The sequence below is a fragment of the Polynucleobacter yangtzensis genome (assembly GCF_027924165.1).
Lineage (GTDB): Bacteria > Pseudomonadota > Gammaproteobacteria > Burkholderiales > Burkholderiaceae > Polynucleobacter > Polynucleobacter yangtzensis.
The window spans coordinates 1,477,166-1,497,254 of record NZ_AP026973.1 but is presented as its reverse complement, the minus strand read 5'-3'; the positions used below and the strand labels follow the sequence as shown (position 1 = coordinate 1,497,254).

Below are 20,089 nucleotides of genomic sequence, written 5' to 3'. Positions count from 1 at the left end.
ACCCTATTCATGAATCTTCCCCCAGTTATTGCAATTGATGGACCCACCGCCTCAGGCAAAGGTACGGTGGCTTCCTTGGTGGCGGAAAGGTTGGGATTTCATTATTTGGATAGCGGCGCCCTGTACCGCTTGGTTGCTCTTGCCAGCGAAAAACAGGGAATTGATGTCAAAAATGGCCCAGAATTGGGCCTTTTAGTCCCTAAATTACTGATTTCATTCAAAAATAGTCAAATATTCCTCAATAGTGAGGATGTGACGGATGCCATTCGTGTTGAAAGTATTGGTCTGAGAGCCTCTGCTTTGGCTGTTCATCCAGAGGTCAGATCAGCTTTAGTGGGTCTGCAACGCAGTTTTCGCCAATCTCCGGGCTTGGTGGCCGACGGCAGGGATATGGCAAGCGTCATATTCCCAGATGCAGTTTTGAAGGTTTTCTTGACTGCGACAGCTGCCGCAAGAGCTGAGCGTCGCTATAAGCAATTGATAGCTAAGGGAATTTCTGCTAAACTTGAGGACTTGCTGCAAGATTTGCAAGAGCGCGATGTCAGAGACAGTAGTCGAGGTGCCGCCCCCTTGTTGGTTGCAGACGGTGCAAAAGTGCTTGAAACCTCAGATTTATCGATAGATCAAGCAGTTAAGACGGTTTTAGATTGGTATCAATCTGCAACCACCTAATTTTGTAAGTAGTTGTAGTGAGCTGTAAGTAGTAGTTTTGGCGTCTGAAGAAACTCCACAACGCGACCTTTTCATTAGCGTGTTTCTTTGAGACTTTTTTAACCTAACCCGTCAGGCCTTCTGACGGCACAAAGTGAATACACATGTCTGAATCATTTGCAGAACTATTTGAAGAATCATTAACCCGATCGAATATGAAGACCGGCCAAGTTATTTCGGCTGAAGTTCTTCGCATCGACCACAACTTCGTCGTTGTTAACGCTGGCTTAAAGTCTGAAGCGTTTATTCCTGTTGAAGAATTCCATAACGACGCTGGCGAGATTGAAGTAGCTCCTGGCGATTTCGTTTCTGTTGCTATTGACGCTCTAGAGAACGGCTATGGCGACACAATCCTTTCCCGTGATAAAGCTAAGCGCTTGGCATCATGGATGAACTTGGAAAAAGCTCTCGAGCAAGCTGAGATCGTTACCGGTACTGTTACTGGTAAGGTTAAAGGCGGCTTGACTGTCATGGTTAACGGTATCCGCGCATTCTTGCCTGGATCACTCGTTGATACACGTCCAATCAAAGACACCAGCCCTTACGAAGGTAAGACGATGGAGTTCAAGGTTATCAAGCTCGACCGTAAGCGTAACAACGTAGTGTTGTCACGTCGTGCAGTTGTTGAAGCTAGCCAAGGTGAAGAGCGTGCTAAGTTGATGTCTAACCTTAAAGAAGGTGCAGTGGTTACTGGCCTCGTTAAGAACATCACTGATTACGGCGCATTCGTTGACCTCGGTGGTATCGATGGCCTCTTGCACATCACTGACTTGGCATGGCGTCGTGTGCGTCACCCAAGCGAGATGTTGACTGTTGGTCAAGAAGTTACCGCTAAGATTTTGAAGTTCGATCAAGAGAAGAACCGTGTTTCACTCGGTGTGAAACAACTTGGTGATGATCCATGGGTTGGTATCGCTCGTCGTTACCCACCAAACACCCGTTTATTCGGTAAGGTAACTAACCTGACTGACTACGGTGCATTCGTGGAAATTGAATCTGGTATCGAAGGTTTGGTACACGTTTCTGAAATGGATTGGACCAACAAGAACGTTGCTCCAAGTAAAGCTACTGCATTAGGAACCGAAGTTGAAGTAATGGTTCTGGATATTGATGAAGACAAGCGTCGTATTAGCTTGGGCATCAAGCAGTGCAAAGCTAATCCATGGGAAGAGTTCTCACGTGCCCAACAAAAAGGCGATAAGTTAACTGGCGCAATCAAGTCTATTACTGACTTTGGTGTGTTCATTGGCTTGCCTGGCGGTATCGACGGTTTAGTTCACCTCTCAGACCTCTCATGGAATGAGCCAGGCGAAGAAGCTGTTAAGAAATACAAAAAAGGTGACGAAGTTGAAGCCACTGTACTGGCAATTGACGTTGAGAAAGAGCGTATCTCCCTCGGTATCAAGCAGTTGTCTGGTGACCCATTCAACAACTACACATCTGTCAGCGACAAGGGTAGCCTCGTTACTGGTACTGTGAAAGCGGTTGATGCTAAGGGTGCAACTATTCACTTGGCTGATGAAGTTGAAGCTTACTTACGTGCTTCTGAGATCTCAACAGATCGCGTTGAAGATGCACGCAATGTATTGAAAGAAGGCGACAGCGTAACTGCAATGATCATCAACATTGATCGTAAGTCACGCGTTATCAATCTTTCAATCAAAGCAAAAGACAGCTCTGATCAACAAGATGCAATGAGCAAGCTCCAAGGTGATGCGCAGTCTGGCACAACCAATTTGGGCGCTTTGTTAAAAGCAAAATTGGATAATCAAGGCTAAATCAATATCGCCGCTTTCCACTAGGAGAGCGGCGATTTTTTATTGATAGATCATGACAGATCAAGAGCAACAAGCAATTACCCGCTCCGAACTAGTGGAGAGTCTTGCGGAACAGTTTCCGCAGCTTCTGCCTAGGGACGTGGAGTTGGCGGTAAAAACTTTGCTGGACACAATGACTCATGCCTTGGCTGAGGGCAAGCGTATCGAGCTGCGTGGCGTTGGAAGTTTCGTGCTTCATCATCGTCCTGCGCGCACCGGTCGTAATCCAAAGTCTGGTGAGAAAGTATTGATTCCAGAAAAACGCGTTCCACACTTTAAGCCTGGCAAAGAGCTGCGTGAGCGAGTAGATTACAAGCCTTTGAAGCAGGCGGGCCCCAAAGAGGGTTCTGGTGCCTAAGATTCAGGCTAAACCTCAGTGGTCCATTCGGGCCATTTTTTTATTTAAATTCTGCACATCATGATTCAGATAGCTACTGCTTGGTTATTGCTTCTGCCAGTCATGTTTGGCATCGGTTGGTTGGCTGCACGCTGGGACTTACGCCTTGAGAACCGCATGGACGAGCGTGAGCGTATGCGTCAGCAGCGCTCTACATTTAAAGGCTTAAGTCTTTTGCTCAATGAGCAGCCTGATCAAGCAATTGAAACGCTAGTCAAAATTGCACAATTAGATCCAGAAACAATTGAACTCCATTTTTCCTTAGGTAATTTATTCCGCCGCCGTGGTGAGACTGAGCGTGCTATTCGCGTGCATCAACATTTAGCTAATCGTGACGATCTCAAGCCGCGTGATCGTGATCATGCTGCTTATGAGTTAGGTCGTGACTTTTTGCGCGCTGGCTTGCTTGATCGCGCAGAGGCATCACTCAATCGTGTTGGTGCAGGTAAATATGCCGAGCCAGCAAAAGAAAGTTTGCTCGAGATGTATCAAATTGAGCATGATTGGAAAAAGGCCATCATTGCTGCAAGTGAGCTTGAGGGCCTGCAGGGTAAATCACACCATACTGAGATTGCACAATTCCATTGTGAGCTGGGTCAAGAAGCATTGCGTCGTAAAGATTTGGTTGAGGCTGAGCAGTCAATACAGCGTGCATTACAGGCTGTACCTAATCATGCCCGTGCTTTAATTTTGCAAGGTGATTATTTAATGGCCATGGATCGACCCACGCAAGCTATTGAGGCCTGGAGCATAGTTGCCAATTCTCATCCTGCGTACATGCATTTATTGGCAGACCGCTGGATGTTGGCGCATGCGGCCATTAATAAAGAGGGCGAAGGATTAGATCGTCTTTGCGAGTTACTTAAAACCCAAGCAACTGGTGAGTTGCTGGACATTGTGCACAAGCACCTCATGAAAATTCGTGGCCCTCAAGCTGCAAATGCCATGTTGTCAGAAGTGATGCAACATTCCCCAACTTTAATTGCTTTGTCTAAGCTAGCTGAAACTCGTCTTGCATTAGAAGAGGGCAGCGCCAATCCCGAGAGGTTGTTGGAGCTTCAGTCGATTCTGAATCTATTACGTCAGCGTACTACTAGTTTGGCTCGTTATACATGCGGTAACTGTGGCTTTAGAGCTAGAAGATTTTATTGGCAGTGTCCTGGTTGCAATCATTGGGAAGCCTATTCCCCAAGACGTAGTGAGGGCGCCGCTCCAAGCGGTCCTTCAATGTAAAGGTTTGGAGAGAAATTGAAAGTTACTATTATTGGCAGTGGTTATGTAGGTCTTGTCACTGGCGCTTGTTTGGCCGAGCAAGGCAATAATATTTTTTGCGTAGACGTGGATCCTAAAAAGATTGAGATCCTCAATTCTGGTGGCGTACCTATTTATGAGCCAGGCCTTAAAGAAATGATTGAGCGCAATCGCGCTGCTGGCCGTTTGCAGTTCTCTACTGATATTGCCGCCTCTGTTGCTCATGGTGACATTCAGTTCATCGCGGTAGGCACGCCTCCAGATGAAGATGGTTCGGCCGATTTGCAATACGTTGTAGCAGCTGCGCGTAATATTGGTCGTCACATGACCACCCCTAAAGTCATTGTTGATAAATCTACCGTGCCAGTAGGCACTGCAGACAAAGTTTCTGCAGCCATTACTGAAGAATTAGAAAAAAGAGGTTTATCTCCGGAGCTGTGCTCGGTAGTTTCCAATCCTGAGTTCCTTAAGGAAGGCGCTGCCGTAGAAGACTTTATGCGCCCCGATCGTATTGTTATTGGCACGGCTAATACTCCAGCAGGCATGCGTGCCAAAGAGCAAATGCGCAAACTCTACGCCCCCTTTAATCGTCACCATGAGCGCACCTACTACATGGATGTGAAAAGTGCAGAGCTGACTAAATACGCGGCTAATGCGATGTTAGCTACTCGCATCTCGTTTATGAATGAGTTGGCGAACTTAGCGGACTTGGTAGGTGCTGATATTGAAGCAGTGCGTCAAGGCATTGGTTCAGATTCCCGCATTGGCTTTGGCTTCCTGTATCCAGGCACTGGTTATGGCGGCTCTTGCTTTCCTAAGGATGTCTCCGCCTTATCGAAAACCGCTAAAGAGCATGGCAGAGATCTCAAGATCCTGGATGCTGTTGAAGCTGTCAACGAGTTGCAAAAGTACACCTTAGTGCAAAAGATTGAAAAGCGCTTTGGAAAAGACCTCAAGGGGATGAAGTTTGCACTGTGGGGTTTAGCATTTAAGCCGAATACAGACGATATGCGCGAAGCGCCTAGTCGCGTCATTATTGCCGAGATAGTAAAGCGTGGCGCTCAAGTGGTAGCGCACGATCCTGTGGCAATGCCAGAAGCAGGACATGCCTTAGAGGTAGACTTTAAAGGTAACCCTGATGGCCTAAAGCAAGTCTCCATGGTTGATAACCCAATGACTGCTCTAGATGGTGCTGATGCCCTAGTGATCGTTACCGAATGGAAAGCCTTTAGAAGTCCTGACTTTGAGCAAGTAATGCAAAAGCTTAAGCGCCCAATCATTTTTGATGGCCGTAACCTCTACGAACCACAGTCCATGCAAGAATTGGGTATTGAGTACCACGGCATTGGACGACATAATTAAGTAGATTCACAAATAAAGATAAAAGCAAATAAAGTATTCAAATGGAAAAAGCTAATCGAGAGCAGTTCTCCAAAGCCCGCCTACTCGTAGTAGGTGATGTGATGCTCGATCGCTATTGGTTTGGTGATACGAATCGCATCTCCCCAGAAGCTCCTGTACCAGTGGTGCAGGTAGGAAAAATTGATGAACGACTTGGTGGTGCTGCGAACGTAGCTCGAAACGTTGCTGCCCTCGATGCAAAAGCAACTATCTTAGGTATTGTTGGTAATGACGAGCCTGGAAAACGTGTGGTTGAGTTATTAAAAGCTGGTGGTGTTGATAGTCAGTTAGAAATCGATGCTGATGTGCCGACGATTGTGAAGTTGCGTGTGATTGCTCGCCAGCAACAACTCATTCGCTTAGATTTTGAAGAAACCCCCAGTGCAAAAGCGCTCGCTCATAAGCTAGAACGTTTTGAAAAGCTGGTCGGCGATGCGGATGTCGTCATTCTGTCTGATTATGGCAAAGGCGCTTTGGGCCAAGTAGCTCATATGATTGAGCAAGCTAGAGCGCAAAACAAAGTGATTTTGGTAGACCCTAAAGGTGAAGACTACGAAAAGTATCGTGGCGCCACTGTTTTAACGCCCAATCGTAGTGAGTTACGCCAAGTGGTTGGTAAGTGGAGTAGTGAAGAGGAGTTAACTAAGAAAGCCCAAGAGCTCAGAAAGTCTCTCGACTTGCAAGCATTACTCTTAACTCGTTCTGAAGAAGGAATGAGTTTATATACCGATGTCGGTGTGAGTCACGTCAAAGCTCAGGCACGCGAGGTATTTGATGTGTCGGGTGCTGGCGATACTGTGATTGCAACATTGGCTGTGGCCTTGGCCGCTAAGTGGCCTCTAGAAAAAGCGATGGCTCTTGCAAACCGTGCGGGTGGAATCGTGGTTGGCAAGCTAGGTACTGCAACCGTTACTTCAGAGGAATTACAGTGACTATTATCGTAACCGGCGCGGCTGGGTTTATTGGCGCAAACATTGTTCAGGCGCTTAATGCGCGTGGTGAAAAAAACATCATTGCAGTCGATGACCTTCGTCCTGCTGATAAATACCGTAACCTCGCGGATTTAGACATCATTGATTACCTCGATAAAGATGAGTTTCTGGAGGCATTTAGAAGCGGTCGCTTTGGCAAGGTAAAAGCAGTCTTTCATGAGGGTGCTTGTTCAGACACCATGGAAACTGACGGTATTTTCATGATGGCAAATAACTATCGCTACACCATGGATTTGCTTGATATCTGTACCGCTCAAAAAGTACAACTACTTTACGCCTCTTCAGCTGCAACTTACGGTGGTTCAGATGTATTCATAGAAAGCCGTGAGCATGAGAAGCCTCTCAATATTTACGGCTACTCCAAGTTTTTATTTGATCAAGTGATGCGTAAGCGCTTTGCTGAGAAAGCCAATACAGCCCAAGTGGTCGGTTTCCGCTACTTCAACGTATACGGTCCTCGCGAGTCACACAAAGGTCGCATGGCATCCGTTGCGTTTCATCAATACCATCAGTACAAAGCCAACGGGCATGTAAAACTCTTTGGTGAGTATGGTGGTTATGGTCCTGGTGAACAAAGCCGTGACTTTGTATCTGTTGAAGATGTGGTGAAGGTCAACCTATTTTTCTTAGATCATCCAGAAATCAGTGGCATCTACAATCTGGGCAGTGGTCGCGCACAACCCTTTAACGATGTTGCCCATGCAGTTGCTAATGCGATGCGTAAGCTCGATAAAGCAGCCCCCGCATCTTTACAAGAGCTCGTTAAGGAAAAAGCGATTGAGTACATTCCATTTCCGGATGCACTCAAAGGTAAATATCAATGCTTTACCCAAGCTGATTTAACTAAACTCAGAGCCGCCGGCTACTCCGAGCCCTTCCTCAATGTTGAGCAGGGCGTAGGAAGATATATCGAGTGGTTGGAGGCCAATTCTGGTTTCTTGGCCAACCCCTTGTAAGGTAGTCAACTAGAATAAATTCTCTTCGTTGTAAATGATCCACGCGCACTTTGTGTCCGTGGATTTTTTATTTTCTAGAGGAGAAAGAATGACTCAATATTTAAAATTAGAAAAAGTCCAAGGTTATCTTAGAGCTGTAGTAGTGGCATTAACTTTCTTGACTTCAAGCACAGGCTTGAGCCATGCTTCACCGATTAACGTCAACACTGCAACCCAATCTGAGTTGGAAAGTATCAAGGGTATTGGTCCTGCCAAGGCAAAAACAATTATTGCTGAGCGTTTAGATGGCGGACATTTTCAGGATGCCAATGACTTGCAAAAGCGCGTTCGTGGCATCGGTATGAAATCAGTGGAAAAAATGGTGGATAACGGCTTAACCATTGAAGCTCCTAGCTCTTTTCGGGAGCCCAATGGTCGCACCAAAAAGGAGGGCGGGGCTTCTAGCAGACGTAATTCTCGTAATCAAGCTAGTGGTCGCAATCAGCCGGAGCGTGCGGGAGCAGGTCGCCGAAATTAAACCCTATCGCGTGTAAGGCGGCTTGTGGCTAAAATGACCTTATGAGCAAACCTTCCTACCTTACTATTTCACAGACAGTGGGCAATACCCCACTGGTTCGTTTACAGCGCATTCCTGGTCTGGAAAACGAGAATCGTAACAATGTGATTCTGGGTAAGTTGGAAGGTAATAATCCAGCGGGGTCGGTGAAGGACCGGCCTGCGCTGTCGATGATTTCTCGCGCACAAGAGCGTGGCGAAATTAAACCTGGCGACACATTAATTGAGGCAACTAGCGGTAACACTGGCATTGCGTTGGCAATGACTGCAGCGATGCTGGGTTACAAAATGATTTTAGTGATGCCAGAAAACCAAAGCATTGAACGTCGTCAGAGTATGGCTGCCTATGGCGCCGAACTCATTTTGACAGCAGCTTCTGGTGGCATGGAGTTTGCTAGAGATTATGCTCTGCAATTGCAACGAGAAGGTCGAGGTAGATTGCTCGATCAGTTTGCTAATCCAGATAATCCCAGGGCGCATATCGAAACTACCGGCCCAGAAATTTGGCGTGATACTGATGGACAAGTGACTCACTTTGTTTCGGCGATGGGAACTACCGGCACCATTACTGGTGTGTCGACTTATCTAAAGTCCATGAATCCTGCGATTCAGATTATTGGAGCGCAACCTGAGGATGGATCACAAATTCCGGGAATTCGTAAATGGGCACCTGAGTATTTACCTAAGATCTATCAAGGCGAAAAGGTTGATCTTATTGAATATGTATCTCAAGCTGATGCTGAAGAGATGGCGCGTCGTTTGGCTGTTGAAGAAGGTATCTTCTGCGGTATATCTGCCGGCGGCGCCCTAGTAGTTGCTTTGCGTATTGCGCGTCAAGTTGAAAATGCCACGATCGTATTTATTGTCTGCGACCGCGGCGACCGCTACTTATCTACTGGGGTGTTTCCTGCTTAAGTAGATTTAGCCTTTTTCTTTTGGCTTGATTTCTTAGTCTTGGATTTTTCGGTAGCAGCTTTAGCTCCTCCATTTTTGCTTGGGCTTTCTGCTGGCACAACACTTTGATTCTTGTATCCCAGGGCTTCAGCAAATTCAGCAACGCTTTGCGCATAGAAGTAGCTGCGGTTGTACTGAACAATTGTCAGAAAATTATTTAAGCCAACAAAATATTGCACCTGATCAGTGCCGTCTTTATCGGGGTAGGGCAAATCAATAATGAAGGCTTTGCTTTGCGGTTCTACGCCACCACTCTGTAGGTCGCCTTGTTGTTTGGTTAGGATGCCCTTATCAATGAGTTCCTGCACAGTGAATTTCAATTGCGGCTCACCATCAGCCAACTGCTTGGCGGTTTCAATGCCATTGGCTTGAACTGGAAACGAAATCGGCATGCCTGGTTGCCAGCCATGTTTTTTCATAAAACTGGCTACGCTAGCAATGGCATCCTTCGGGCTATTTTTAAGATCGATGCGTCCATCTCCGTCGCCATCTACCGCAAAGTTACGAATGCTTCCAGGCATGAACTGCGGCAGACCAATGGCTCCAGCATAAGAACTGTTTTGATTTAAGCAGGAGCTAAAGATTGCACTATTGACGCCTTGGCTACTATTCTTGGATGGCAGCTTGCCACCTGCCTCGGTCCAGCAAAGCAAAATGAGTTCTTTGAGTTGGTCCTTAAAAAGCTGTTCACGCGCTGGTTTGTTAGGGGTCTCGGGGTAGCTAAAGGCGAGAGTGGAAAGTACGTCTTTCACCCTGAAGTTACCAGTTTGGCGCCCATAGATAGTTTCGATTCCAATAATTGCCACAATAATTTCGGCAGGAACCCCTGATTCTTGCTCGGTTTGGCTCAAAAAGGCCTGGTTTTGCTCCCAAAATGCCTTGCCAGCCTTGAGGCGGACTGGCTCAATAAAGCGCTTCCGGTAAGCCAGCCAATTTTTCTTAAAAGTCGCCGATGGGGGTAATACCAGTTTCCGAATCGAGGGAATCGTTTTAACATCAAGAAAGCCCATTTCTAGCGCTGGAAGCGGTATTTCTTGGGTTTGGGAGACTTGTCCGAGTAGTTCGTTGAGGTTTTGGCTAAAACGCGCCTCTGAGGCTGCATCCTCAGTCTGGTTTACGATGGATTGTTGGGACTTAGTGGGCTGCGTGGGGGTGCTGGAACACGCCGCTAGCGTAAGAGTCAAAAGCAAGAGGGGGATGCGAAAGTTCATGCTGAAGGTATTGGATTTTCGAATATTGAACACGTTTTATCGGATTATAAAAATTATAAATTTGTGATTAAGGATTTTGAGTAATGACAACAGGATACATAACTCATCCAGACTTTCTGAAACATGAGATGGGAAGCCATCATCCAGAGTGTCCAGAACGAATTCAAGCGATTAATGACCAATTGATTCGTAGCGGTGTTGATCGCCTACTGCATCACTTGGATGCACCATTGGCAACCGAAGATCAACTGGAGTTGGTACACAGTCCTGATCACGTTTCTTTTGTGAGAGAGCGCTCTCCTGAGAGTGGCTATTTCATGCTTGATGGTGACACCATCATGAACCCCCATACCTACAGAGTGGCGCTGAGAGCTGCTGGCGCTGCCATTGCTGGAGTAGATGCCGTAATGAAGGGCGAAGTTGAGAATGTCTTTTGTGCGGTGAGACCTCCAGGGCATCACGCAGAGCCAACTCGCTCGATGGGATTTTGTTTATTCGATAACGTGGCAATTGCTGCACGATATGCCATGGAAACCTATGGCATTGAGCGTGTAGCAATTATTGATTTTGATGTGCATCATGGTAATGGTACGGAAGCCGCTTTTTTCAACGACCCCAATGTATTGATGTGCAGTTTTTTCCAGCATCCTTTTTATCCCTACAGTGGCCTTGATCATGCCAACAATATGATTAATGTGCCTTTACCAGCCTCCACTCGTGGTGATGTAGTTCGTTCGATTGTGGAAGAGAGATGGCTGCCTGCTTTGCGTAACTTTGAGCCTGAGCTCGTGATTATTTCAGCAGGCTTTGATGCTCATCGTGAAGATGATCTTGGTCAGATGGGTTTAGTTGAAGATGACTATGCCTGGATCACCAAGCGCTTAAAAGAAATTGCAAATGATTATGCACAAGGTCGTATCGTGAGCTGCCTAGAGGGGGGTTACAACCTCTCAGCATTAGGGCGAAGTGTTGTGGCTCACGTTAAGGCATTGGCAGACATTTAATGCAGTAACTGTAATTTAGTAAAACGAAATCGAAAGCTGAAGATGGCAAATATTTATGAACAAGGCTTGGATCGCAATCCTGCCAATTACACCCCAATTACTCCGCTCCTCTTTTTAGAGCGTTCAGCAGAGATTTACCCAAATAAAACCGCCATCATTCATGGCAAGTTGCGCCAGACATGGCAGCAAACATACGAACGTTGCCGTCGCTTAGCTAGTGCTTTGCAAAAACACGGTATTGGTTTGGGCGATACGGTGGCAGTGATGTTGCCCAATACCCCGCCAATGGTGGAGGCTCACTTTGGTATTCCGATGGCGGGCGCTGTATTAAATGCTCTCAACACCCGTTTAGATGCTGAATCAATCGCATTTATGCTCAACCATGGTGAAGCAAAAGTGGTCATTGTTGATCCGGAGTTTTCAGCTGTCATGAAGAAGGCTTTGGAGATCGCAAAGAAAGAATCAGGACGTGAATTTTTAGTAATCGACGTAGAAGAAAAAGAGTTTGATGTGCCTGGTGAGAAATTGGGCAAGCTGACTTATGAAAAATTTCTGTCCGAAGGTGATCCTAGTTTTGCATGGCAAGTGCCTGCCGATGAATGGCAAGCAATTTGCTTGAACTACACCTCTGGTACTACTGGCAATCCTAAGGGGGTTGTCTATCACCACCGTGGTGCTGCAATCAATGCCGTTTCAAATGTGTTGGACTGGGATATCAATAAGCATCCGGTGTACTTGTGGACATTGCCGATGTTCCATTGCAACGGCTGGTGTTTCCCGTGGACGATTGCTGCTCGTGCAGGTGTAAACGTCTGCTTACGTCGTGTGGATGCGCAGCATATTTTTGCAGCGATTAAAGAGCATGGCGTGACTCACTATTGTGCTGCTCCTATTGTTCATAACCTCTTGGTCAATGCGCCTGATGAGCTGAAGGCCGGTGTTCCTGCGGGCGTCAAAGGCTTGATTGCAGGCGCTGCGCCACCTGCATCCATTATTGAGGGCATGGAAAAGTTAGGCTTTGACTTAACTCACGTATATGGCTTGACTGAGGTTTATGGCCCAGCGTCAGTGTGCGTCAAGCAAGATGAATGGAATGATTTGGATATCGGCGAGCGTGCGCGTTTGAACGCTCGTCAAGGCGTGCGCTATCACATGCAGCAAGCAATTGCAGTGCTAGATCCAGAAACGATGAAACCAGTTCCTGCTGATGGTGAAACCATGGGCGAGATTATGTTCAAGGGCAACATCGCCATGAAGGGTTACTTGAAAAATGAGAAAGCCACTCAAGAAGCGTTTGAGGGTGGTTGGTTCCATTCGGGTGACTTAGCTGTGATGAATCCTGATGGTTACGTCAAGATGAAAGACCGTAGCAAAGACATCATCATTTCTGGTGGGGAGAATATTTCTTCTGTTGAGGTGGAGGATGTTCTCTATCGCCATCCTGCGGTGAATGCCGCTGCCGTTGTTGCTAAACCAGATCCAAAGTGGGGCGAAACCCCTTGTGCCTTCCTGGAGATTAAGCCGGGGTCAACAGTAACGCCGGAAGAGATCATTGCCCATTGCAAGCAGCATTTGGCTGGCTTTAAGGTTCCTAGGGCGATTGTGTTCTGCGAGCTACCCAAGACATCGACCGGCAAGATTCAGAAGTTTGAGTTGCGCAAGCAGGCTGGATCTGCCACTGCTATTGATGTCTAGAGATTGCTCTTCAGGGCGGATAAAATAGATCGTTAACCATTATTGAGAATTCCAAATGAAAATCTTAGTAGCTGTAAAACGTGTTGTTGATTACAACGTCAAAATTCGGGTGAAATCAGATAACTCTGGCGTGGATCTTGCAAACGTCAAAATGAGTATGAATCCCTTTGATGAAATCGCAGTTGAAGAGGCGGTGCGTTTAAAAGAAGCGGGCGTAGCAACTGAAGTGGTGGTGGTGACTGCAGGCGCAACCCAATGCCAAGAAACATTGCGTACTGCTTTAGCTATTGGTGCTGATCGCGCTATCTTGGTTGAGACTGCTCCTGATGCCGACTTGCAGCCTTTGGCGGTTGCGAAGATTCTCAAGGCGCTCTCTGATAAAGAACAGACGCAAATCATCATCCTTGGTAAGCAAGCGATTGATGACGATAGCAATCAAACTGGTCAGATGTTGGCAAGCCTGATGGATATCCCACAAGCAACCTTTGCATCTAAGGTGGTTATTGCTGATGGCAAAGCCACTGTGACTCGTGAAGTGGATGGCGGTTTAGAAACTATTGCCCTTTCTTTGCCTGCAGTAATTACGACTGACTTGCGTCTGAATGAACCACGTTATGTCACTTTGCCGAACATCATGAAGGCTAAGAAAAAGACCATTGATATTGTGAAGCCAGAAGATTTGGGTGTCGATATTGCTCCACGTCTTAAAACAATCAAAGTTGAAGAGCCGCCTAAGCGTAGCGCAGGTGTGATGGTTGCTGATGTAGCAGCCTTGGTAGAAAAACTCAAAAATGAAGCGAAGGTGATCTAAATGGCCGCACTTGTTATTGCTGAACACGACAATCAATCCTTAAAAGCAGCTACGCTTAATGCAGTAGCGGCTGCTTTGCAGTGCTCTCCAGAGGTGGACGTGCTGGTTGCTGGTAGCGGGGCTGATGCCGCCGCAGCTGCAGCAGCGCAAATTACTGGTGTACGCAAAGTGATTCAAATGGACGCTGCTAATTTGGCCGATCAATTAGCTGAACCCTTGTCTGCGCAGATTCTCTCAATTGCGAATGGCTACAGCCATATCTTGGCTCCAGCAACTGCTAACGGTAAGAATGTATTGCCAAGAGTTGCCGCTAAGTTGGATGTTGCTCAGCTATCTGACATTACTAAAGTATTGTCAGCAGATACTTTTGAGCGCCCAATTTACGCTGGTAATGCAATTGCAACGGTGCAATCTGCTGACCCAGTAAAAGTGATCACTGTTCGTACCACTGGTTTTGATCCAGTAGCCTCGACTGGCGGTTCAGCTGCTATTGAGAAAGCGGCAGTTGCTGACAGTAAGGCTCAATCCTCTTTTGTTGGTCGCGAGTTAACTAAGTCAGATCGCCCTGAATTGACTGCTGCCAAGATCATCGTATCTGGTGGCCGTGGCTTAGGTTCTGGTGAGAAATATCAAGAACTCATTACGCCTTTGGCTGATAAGCTCGGAGCTGCCTTAGGGGCATCGCGCGCTGCTGTAGATGCGGGTTACGTTCCGAATGACTACCAAGTAGGTCAGACTGGCAAGATTGTTGCTCCGCAACTCTATATTGCTGTAGGTATCTCTGGTGCCATCCAGCACTTAGCTGGTATGAAAGATTCCAAAGTGATCGTAGCTATTAACAAAGATCCAGAAGCGCCGATCTTTGGCGTTGCAGATTATGGTTTGGTTGCAGATTTAAATACCGCGGTTCCAGAGTTAACTAAAGCTTTGGGATAAGTGGCTGGCAGCGATGCTAGTCAAATAATTGAAGTATTCAATTTGAATTAAAAGGAGTTGTAATGCCATATGTAGCCCCAGTGAAAGATATGTTGTTTGTAATGAATGAACTAGCTGGGCTATCAGATGTTGTTGCCTACCCTTCTTACGCAGAAGCGGGTGCAGATGTGGATTTGGCGCCTGCCATTTTGGAAGAGTCTGCTAAGTTCAATCAAGATGTTGTTGCACCCCTGAACTGGGCTGGAGATCAAAATCCAAGCTCATTAAAAGATGGTGTTGTTACAACTACTCCCGGCTTTAAGAATGCTTTTGAGCAATATGCTGCTGCAGGATGGCAAGGCGTCATTCATCCAGCAGAGTTTGGTGGCCAAGGTCTGCCAAAGCTAATTTCTACTGCATGTTTAGAGATGGTCAATGCGGCCAATCTTTCTTTTGCTCTTTGCCCATTACTGACTGATGGGGCTATTGAAGCCTTGTTAACAGCGGCAAGTCCAGAACTTCAGGAGCAATACGTTCCGAAAATGATTTCTGGTGAGTGGACTGGAACAATGAACCTCACCGAGCCACAGGCTGGCTCCGATTTATCGATGGTGCGTTCACGTGCTGTACCTGAGGGTGATGGTACGTACAAGATTTTTGGTACCAAAATTTACATCACGTATGGTGAGCACGATATGGCTAAGAATATTATCCATTTGGTGCTTGCAAGAACGCCTGATGCACCTGAGGGTGTAAAAGGGATTTCTTTATTCGTAGTGCCTAAGTTCTTGGTCAATGCTGATGGTTCATTAGGTGAGCGCAATGATGTGCATTGTGTATCCATTGAGCACAAGCTTGGCATCAAGGCTAGCCCAACTGCAGTGCTGCAATTTGGCGACCATGGCGGAGCTATCGGCTACTTGGTTGGTGAAGAAAACCGCGGTCTGGAATATATGTTTGTAATGATGAATGCAGCTCGCTTTGCAGTAGGTATGCAAGGTGTTGCAGTAGCAGAGCGCGCTTATCAAAAGGCAGTTCAATACGCAAAAGACCGTGTTCAAAGCCGTGACTTAGCTGGCTCTCCTGGCCCTGTAGCGATTATTCATCAGCCGGATGTGAAGCGCATGCTGATGACTATGCGCTCTTATACAGAGGCATCACGTGCCCTAGCTTATTACGCTGCTTCTGCCTATGACGCACAGCACGCAGCGCCTGATGAGGCAGTACGCAAAGCTAACCAGGCCATTTATGAATTCTTAGTACCGATCGTTAAGGGCTTTTCTACGGAGATGTCGATTGAGGTAGCAAGCTTGGGTGTTCAGGTGCATGGTGGCATGGGCTTTATTGAAGAGACTGGCGCTGCTCAGCACTATCGCGATGCCCGTATCTTGACGATTTATGAGGGCACCACTGCTATTCAGGCGAATGACTTGGTCGGCAGAAAAACAGTACGTGATGGCGGCGCTATTGCAAAAGAACTTTCCCAAAGAATTGCTGCCACAGAAAAAGATTTAGCTGCTAGTGGTTCAGCGGATGCTAAAGCGGTTCTCAAGCAACTTACCTTAGCGCGCGCTGCATTCGAGCAAGCGGTAGCCTATATCGTTGCAAATGCTAAGACTGATATCAAAGCGGTCTACGCTGGCAGTTTTGCCTACCTGCGCTTATCTGGTTTAGTGTTGGGTGGTTGGCAAATGGCTAGAGCACTTTTAGCAGCTGAGCGTTTGCGTGACGGTGATCCAAGTTTCTATGATGCAAAAATTGCTACAGCGCGTTTCTTTGCCGAGAACCTCATGCCTCAAGCACAAGCCCTAGCCACATCGATTGTGGAAAGCGGACACTCTACAAATGCATTAGAAGTGGAGCAGTTCTAAAGAGATTTAAAAGTGAATAAAAAAACCGCTCCAAAGAGCGGTTCTTGCAAAAGAAAAGCTATCTGCAATTACTGGGATAGCTTTTTTGCTTCGTGGATTTGAGAGATAAAGAATTGCTCGAATGAGACTGCTAAAAAAGTCATCATCACACCAGCACCAAAAACTAAAGAGAAAATCACAGTCAAGATCACCGGCCAGCCAGAGCGGCTGCGACGATGCTCTTCAATGCCGGGATTAAATTGAGCATCCCACTTTTCATCTAAGCGAAGACCGAAAGCAATCGTCGTTAACCAACTTGCTTCAATAGCAATAAACCCAAAAGTCACAAGCACCCATCCTGGCGCAGAATGAAAATGTGCGCCTTTTAAAATAATCCAACCCGCCACACCACCAATTAAGGCAAATAACTGCACCCATGCCCAAAAGGATTTGAGCCCCTGCAGATAAAAGCAGTTGAGACCGCTTCCAGGAAGGAGAAATCCCAGTGCACAAAATAGGAGTTTGGATTTTTTCATAAGTATTTCTGTAGAGTTACTGATATTTATTTATTTGGTTTTTGAGTAAAGCTTAATACTTCACGATCCGTGCCAATCATGAGTAGTTGATCGCCATTGCGCACGATGCTGCGATAGTCGTTTAGCTGATAGAGAAAATCATTTTCTAGTTCCATTCGTTGCGGACTACAAGCCATTTTGGTGCTGGTAATTTGCTTGAGAGAGAAACCACGCGCATCTTCATCGATCGTTGCAGTAAAGCGATTACATCCTGTTGAACCACTAAGGCGCTGGCCATTGACGTCAAAAATGATTTGGATGGGATTGCTAGCGTCACCTTGGGGGATTTGGCGGGCGCGAACTTCACCATTGTTGTTTGGGGGCAGGTTCCAGCGGGTGAGCTCCCATTTGGTGTTTTTGAGCTCACTGCTCGGCGGGCTGATTTTGGCGCCACAAGGCGGGATAACGTTAGCGCAACCAACTAAAAGACCAAGACCTAAGCAAGAAAGCGCCAGAAATAGCCTATTTATTTGGCTTCTAAAGGTGGCTGAAACGCTCGATTTAAGGGTCATATTTTTCTAAGTTATTGTTTTTAATATACTTTTTACGTCTGGCTACATTCTATTCTACTGGCTAGCCTGCTTAAATAGGTGGAAGAAGTAGGGGTTTTCGTCTAGAATATGAGGTTTTCCGCTCTACCGTATCTGTATTTGGTGAGCTGGAGCCCAAGATTTTTTGTAGAAATTTCATTGGGTTGTAATCAACCTGTTTTCATTTTAGATTTTAAGGAATAAGTATGGTCGTCATTCGACTGGCACGCGGCGGTTCTAAGAAGCGCCCTTTTTACAGCATCGTTGCTACTGATAAGCGCAACCGTCGTGACTCGAACTTTATCGAGCGTATTGGTTATTTCAACCCACAAGCAGCGGCAACTGAGCAAGCAATGCGTATTGCTCAAGACCGTTTGACTTACTGGACTGGTGTTGGTGCGCAAATCTCTCCAACAGTAGTGCGTTTGATCAAGAACAATCCAGCTGTTTAATATTCGATTGCTAAAAGCTTCGTCGAAGTGATGAAGCTTTTAGCGACAGAATTTCTAGTAGTTCTATTTTGGGAAAATAAGGTGTCTTACAAATGAGCGCACCTTCCCTAAATGATTTGATTGAACTTGGCGCCATATCTGAGGCACAAGGTTTACAGGGTCAAGTGAAGGTTAGACCTCACTCTTCAGAACCTGTAGCAATTCTTTCTTCTAAATCGGTTTGGTTATCTCTGATCCCGCGTAGGGATGCTGGCGTTTCTGCTTCTGTAGAGCAGGCCTCATTGACGCAATACAAAGTAAAGAGTGCCAAGATGCACAGTGGCAATGTGGTGATGACGCTTGACGGTGTTAGCGATCGTGATCAAGCACTTGCATTAAAAGGCGCCAGAATATTAGTTGCCCGTGATGCCTTTCCAAAAGCCGAGAGTGATTCCTATTACTGGGTCGATCTCATTGGATGTGCAGCCATTAATTTGCAAAATGAAAATCTTGGTGAGGTGATTGATGTCACTGAGAATGGTGCGCATGGTGTGATCGCAATTGGCGATGCACAAACAAAGACAATCAAATATTTGGTACCGTTTGTAAAAGAGGTGGTGCAAAACGTTGATCTGCCAAAAAAAGTGATTGCGCTTGACTGGCAATCTGACTGGCAATAAAGCTCAAAGATAATTCGAGATAGATATGCGCTTTGATGTTGTAACCTTATTTCCAGAAATGTTCTCTGCTTTAACGCAGTGGGGTATTACTGGGCGCGCATGCGAACAATCTTTGGCCAGCGTCCATTTGTGGAACCCTCGAGATTTTTGTTCTGATCCTCGTAAAACGGTAGATGATCGCGCCTATGGCGGCGGCCCAGGAATGGTCATGATGGCAAAGCCATTGGAGGATGCTGTTGCTGGAATCAAGGCGTCCCATGAGCTGGCAGGGATCAAAAGTGGGCCAATCTGCTTATTGGCACCCCAGGGCGAGCGTTTTTCTCAGAAGATAGCGACAGATATCCTCAATTACGGTAATTTAAGCTTCATTTGTGGTCGATATGAGGCCGTAGATCAGCGTTTTGTCGACCGAAACGTCGATTTACAGCTTTCTATTGGCGATTTCGTGCTTTCTGGGGGTGAAATCGCCGCTATGGCCATGATGGATGCGGTAATTAGGCTTATCCCAGGAGCCCTTGGAGATGGCGAATCAGCCGCCCAGGATAGCTTTATGAACGGCCTTTTAGACTATCCGCATTACACCCGCCCTGAAATATATGAAAATTTATCCGTTCCGGACGTGCTTTTAGGCGGACATCACGCTAAAATAGCGGTTTGGCGTCGGCAGAAGTCTTTAGAGCTGACGTTGAGGTTAAGGCCGGACTTAATTGAATCGGCTAGAGCCAAAGGGTTGCTAACCCGAGAAGATGAACAATTTCTTCGCTCTCTGTAAATACTTTTGGTGTGCAGTAGTGAATAGGTAGTTTAGTTTTTGGTTTAGTGAAATTGTTTTAACTGCATCCTCTATTAGGTCCGTTGATTTATATCTCGGGATTAAACGCTAATACGATGTTTAAGGATTAAAAATGAATTTAATTGAAAAAATTGAGCAAGAAGAAATTGCTCGCTTAAGTGCTAACAAAGTATTGCCAAGCTTTGCTCCTGGCGACACAGTAGTTGTTAGCGTAAACGTAGTTGAAGGTACACGTAAGCGTGCCCAGGCCTTTGAAGGCGTTGTGATTGCTAAGCGCAATCGCGGACTCAATTCCAGCTTTATCGTTCGTAAGATTTCATCTGGCGAAGGTGTAGAGCGTACATTCCAAACTTACTCACCATTGATCGCTGGTATTGAAGTGAAGCGTCGCGGTGATGTACGTCGTGCGAAGTTGTACTACTTGCGCGATCGTTCAGGTAAGTCTGCACGTATTAAAGAGAAGTTGCCTGCACGCAAGACTGCAGCAGCAGCTCCAGCCGCAGAATAAATGTCGGCTTGAAGTAAAAAAGGCGGCCTCGGTCGCCTTTTTTGTTGCCTTA

20 protein-coding genes and 1 pseudogene are annotated in these 20,089 nt (G+C 46.4%); 18 read left to right on the top strand and 3 right to left on the bottom strand.

Annotated elements, in window-relative coordinates; translation table 11 throughout:
• The first annotated feature begins 9 nt into the window (after positions 1 to 9).
• The 9 genes and pseudogenes from cmk to cysM all read left to right on the top strand — a co-directional run bounded on the left by cmk (position 10) and on the right by cysM (position 8,995).
• The gene (gene cmk, locus QMF28_RS07490; RefSeq protein WP_281742075.1) at positions 10 to 672 is read left to right on the top strand and encodes a (d)CMP kinase; all 663 of its coding nucleotides are present in this window, start codon (positions 10 to 12) and stop codon (positions 670 to 672) included.
• Between the two features lie 143 nt (positions 673 to 815).
• Positions 816 to 2,489, top strand: coding sequence for a 30S ribosomal protein S1 (rpsA, locus tag QMF28_RS07485; RefSeq protein WP_068324328.1), 1,674 nt, complete (start codon positions 816 to 818; stop codon positions 2,487 to 2,489).
• A 52-nt stretch (positions 2,490 to 2,541) separates the two neighbouring features.
• Positions 2,542 to 2,880, top strand: a pseudogene (locus QMF28_RS07480) (integration host factor subunit beta); the annotation flags it as partial.
• A 66-nt stretch (positions 2,881 to 2,946) separates the two neighbouring features.
• Positions 2,947 to 4,158 carry a lipopolysaccharide assembly protein LapB gene (gene lapB, locus QMF28_RS07475; protein WP_281742073.1) on the top strand — a complete coding sequence of 404 codons (1,212 nt, stop codon included), beginning with the start codon at positions 2,947 to 2,949 and terminating at the stop codon, positions 4,156 to 4,158.
• 15 nt (positions 4,159 to 4,173) lie between these two features.
• Entirely contained in the window at positions 4,174 to 5,538 is a 1,365-nt protein-coding gene (locus QMF28_RS07470) for a UDP-glucose dehydrogenase family protein (RefSeq protein ID WP_281742071.1), read from the top strand.
• 41 nt (positions 5,539 to 5,579) lie between these two features.
• Positions 5,580 to 6,509: a D-glycero-beta-D-manno-heptose-7-phosphate kinase gene (gene rfaE1 / locus QMF28_RS07465; protein ID WP_281742069.1), complete on the top strand. Its 930-nt coding sequence runs from the start codon at positions 5,580 to 5,582 to the stop codon at positions 6,507 to 6,509.
• Complete coding sequence (gene rfaD / locus QMF28_RS07460) at positions 6,506 to 7,525, top strand: ADP-glyceromanno-heptose 6-epimerase (protein ID WP_281742067.1); 1,020 nt, start codon at positions 6,506 to 6,508, stop codon at positions 7,523 to 7,525. The genes rfaE1 and rfaD overlap by 4 nt, the downstream gene beginning before the upstream one ends.
• Before the next feature lie 88 nt (positions 7,526 to 7,613).
• Positions 7,614 to 8,042: a ComEA family DNA-binding protein gene (locus QMF28_RS07455; RefSeq protein ID WP_281742066.1), complete on the top strand. Its 429-nt coding sequence runs from the start codon at positions 7,614 to 7,616 to the stop codon at positions 8,040 to 8,042.
• Positions 8,043 to 8,083: 41 nt separating this feature from the next.
• Positions 8,084 to 8,995, top strand: a complete 912-nt coding sequence (gene cysM / locus QMF28_RS07450) for a cysteine synthase CysM (RefSeq protein WP_068324310.1) — start codon at positions 8,084 to 8,086, stop codon at positions 8,993 to 8,995.
• On the opposite strand, the gene QMF28_RS07445 is transcribed toward cysM, so the two are convergent.
• Entirely contained in the window at positions 8,992 to 10,245 is a 1,254-nt protein-coding gene (locus QMF28_RS07445) for a lytic murein transglycosylase (RefSeq protein ID WP_281742064.1), read from the bottom strand. The genes cysM and QMF28_RS07445 overlap by 4 nt on opposite strands.
• Before the next feature lie 83 nt (positions 10,246 to 10,328).
• On the opposite strand from QMF28_RS07445, the gene QMF28_RS07440 reads away from it, so the two are divergent.
• The 5 genes from QMF28_RS07440 (at position 10,329) to QMF28_RS07420 (ending at position 16,541) form a co-directional block, all read left to right on the top strand.
• On the top strand, positions 10,329 to 11,249 hold the full coding sequence (locus QMF28_RS07440) for a histone deacetylase family protein (RefSeq protein ID WP_281742062.1): 921 nt from the start codon (positions 10,329 to 10,331) through the stop codon (positions 11,247 to 11,249).
• A gap of 42 nt (positions 11,250 to 11,291) precedes the next feature.
• On the top strand, positions 11,292 to 12,944 hold the full coding sequence (locus tag QMF28_RS07435) for an acyl-CoA synthetase (RefSeq protein ID WP_281742060.1): 1,653 nt from the start codon (positions 11,292 to 11,294) through the stop codon (positions 12,942 to 12,944).
• A gap of 55 nt (positions 12,945 to 12,999) precedes the next feature.
• A complete protein-coding gene (locus tag QMF28_RS07430; protein WP_281742058.1) occupies positions 13,000 to 13,755 on the top strand; it encodes an electron transfer flavoprotein subunit beta/FixA family protein in 756 nt (251 codons plus the stop codon).
• A complete protein-coding gene (locus QMF28_RS07425) occupies positions 13,756 to 14,691 on the top strand; it encodes an electron transfer flavoprotein subunit alpha/FixB family protein (RefSeq protein ID WP_281742056.1) in 936 nt (311 codons plus the stop codon). It abuts the gene before it with no gap.
• Positions 14,692 to 14,753: 62 nt separating this feature from the next.
• Positions 14,754 to 16,541: an acyl-CoA dehydrogenase gene (locus tag QMF28_RS07420; RefSeq protein ID WP_281742054.1), complete on the top strand. Its 1,788-nt coding sequence runs from the start codon at positions 14,754 to 14,756 to the stop codon at positions 16,539 to 16,541.
• 68 nt (positions 16,542 to 16,609) lie between these two features.
• Here the strand turns inward: QMF28_RS07420 and QMF28_RS07415 are convergent, their stop codons facing one another.
• On the bottom strand, positions 16,610 to 17,056 hold the full coding sequence (locus tag QMF28_RS07415; protein WP_281742052.1) for a hypothetical protein: 447 nt from the start codon (positions 17,054 to 17,056) through the stop codon (positions 16,610 to 16,612).
• Positions 17,057 to 17,082: 26 nt separating this feature from the next.
• Complete coding sequence (locus tag QMF28_RS07410) at positions 17,083 to 17,607, bottom strand: META domain-containing protein (RefSeq protein ID WP_281742050.1); 525 nt, start codon at positions 17,605 to 17,607, stop codon at positions 17,083 to 17,085.
• Positions 17,608 to 17,831: 224 nt separating this feature from the next.
• Here QMF28_RS07410 and rpsP point away from each other — a divergent pair, with 224 nt between their 5' ends.
• The 4 genes from rpsP (at position 17,832) to rplS (ending at position 20,037) form a co-directional block, all read left to right on the top strand.
• On the top strand, positions 17,832 to 18,077 hold the full coding sequence (gene rpsP, locus QMF28_RS07405) for a 30S ribosomal protein S16 (protein ID WP_011902362.1): 246 nt from the start codon (positions 17,832 to 17,834) through the stop codon (positions 18,075 to 18,077).
• 92 nt (positions 18,078 to 18,169) lie between these two features.
• On the top strand, positions 18,170 to 18,736 hold the full coding sequence (gene rimM, locus QMF28_RS07400; RefSeq protein WP_281742034.1) for a ribosome maturation factor RimM: 567 nt from the start codon (positions 18,170 to 18,172) through the stop codon (positions 18,734 to 18,736).
• Between the two features lie 25 nt (positions 18,737 to 18,761).
• Positions 18,762 to 19,508, top strand: coding sequence for a tRNA (guanosine(37)-N1)-methyltransferase TrmD (gene trmD, locus QMF28_RS07395; protein WP_281742033.1), 747 nt, complete (start codon positions 18,762 to 18,764; stop codon positions 19,506 to 19,508).
• A 133-nt stretch (positions 19,509 to 19,641) separates the two neighbouring features.
• On the top strand, positions 19,642 to 20,037 hold the full coding sequence (gene rplS / locus QMF28_RS07390; RefSeq protein ID WP_068324277.1) for a 50S ribosomal protein L19: 396 nt from the start codon (positions 19,642 to 19,644) through the stop codon (positions 20,035 to 20,037).
• The last annotated feature ends 52 nt before the right edge of the window (positions 20,038 to 20,089 follow it).

Bases quoted from the DNA above. Each gene is read 5' to 3' on its own strand.
- rimM (WP_281742034.1), top strand. From the start codon at position 18,170: ATGAGCGCACCTTCCCTAAATGATTTGATTGAACTTGGCGCCATATCT.
- lapB (WP_281742073.1), top strand. From the start codon at position 2,947: ATGATTCAGATAGCTACTGCTTGGTTATTGCTTCTGCCAGTCATGTTT.
- cmk (WP_281742075.1), top strand. From the start codon at position 10: ATGAATCTTCCCCCAGTTATTGCAATTGATGGACCCACCGCCTCAGGC.
- QMF28_RS07430 (WP_281742058.1), top strand. From the start codon at position 13,000: ATGAAAATCTTAGTAGCTGTAAAACGTGTTGTTGATTACAACGTCAAA.
- QMF28_RS07455 (WP_281742066.1), top strand. From the start codon at position 7,614: ATGACTCAATATTTAAAATTAGAAAAAGTCCAAGGTTATCTTAGAGCT.
- rfaE1 (WP_281742069.1), top strand. From the start codon at position 5,580: ATGGAAAAAGCTAATCGAGAGCAGTTCTCCAAAGCCCGCCTACTCGTA.
- QMF28_RS07410 (WP_281742050.1), bottom strand. From the start codon at position 17,607: ATGACCCTTAAATCGAGCGTTTCAGCCACCTTTAGAAGCCAAATAAAT.
- rpsP (WP_011902362.1), top strand. From the start codon at position 17,832: ATGGTCGTCATTCGACTGGCACGCGGCGGTTCTAAGAAGCGCCCTTTT.
- trmD (WP_281742033.1), top strand. From the start codon at position 18,762: ATGCGCTTTGATGTTGTAACCTTATTTCCAGAAATGTTCTCTGCTTTA.
- QMF28_RS07420 (WP_281742054.1), top strand. From the start codon at position 14,754: ATGCCATATGTAGCCCCAGTGAAAGATATGTTGTTTGTAATGAATGAA.
- QMF28_RS07415 (WP_281742052.1), bottom strand. From the start codon at position 17,056: ATGAAAAAATCCAAACTCCTATTTTGTGCACTGGGATTTCTCCTTCCT.
- rplS (WP_068324277.1), top strand. From the start codon at position 19,642: ATGAATTTAATTGAAAAAATTGAGCAAGAAGAAATTGCTCGCTTAAGT.
- QMF28_RS07425 (WP_281742056.1), top strand. From the start codon at position 13,756: ATGGCCGCACTTGTTATTGCTGAACACGACAATCAATCCTTAAAAGCA.
- QMF28_RS07440 (WP_281742062.1), top strand. From the start codon at position 10,329: ATGACAACAGGATACATAACTCATCCAGACTTTCTGAAACATGAGATG.
- QMF28_RS07445 (WP_281742064.1), bottom strand. From the start codon at position 10,245: ATGAACTTTCGCATCCCCCTCTTGCTTTTGACTCTTACGCTAGCGGCG.
- rpsA (WP_068324328.1), top strand. From the start codon at position 816: ATGTCTGAATCATTTGCAGAACTATTTGAAGAATCATTAACCCGATCG.
- cysM (WP_068324310.1), top strand. From the start codon at position 8,084: ATGAGCAAACCTTCCTACCTTACTATTTCACAGACAGTGGGCAATACC.
- QMF28_RS07435 (WP_281742060.1), top strand. From the start codon at position 11,292: ATGGCAAATATTTATGAACAAGGCTTGGATCGCAATCCTGCCAATTAC.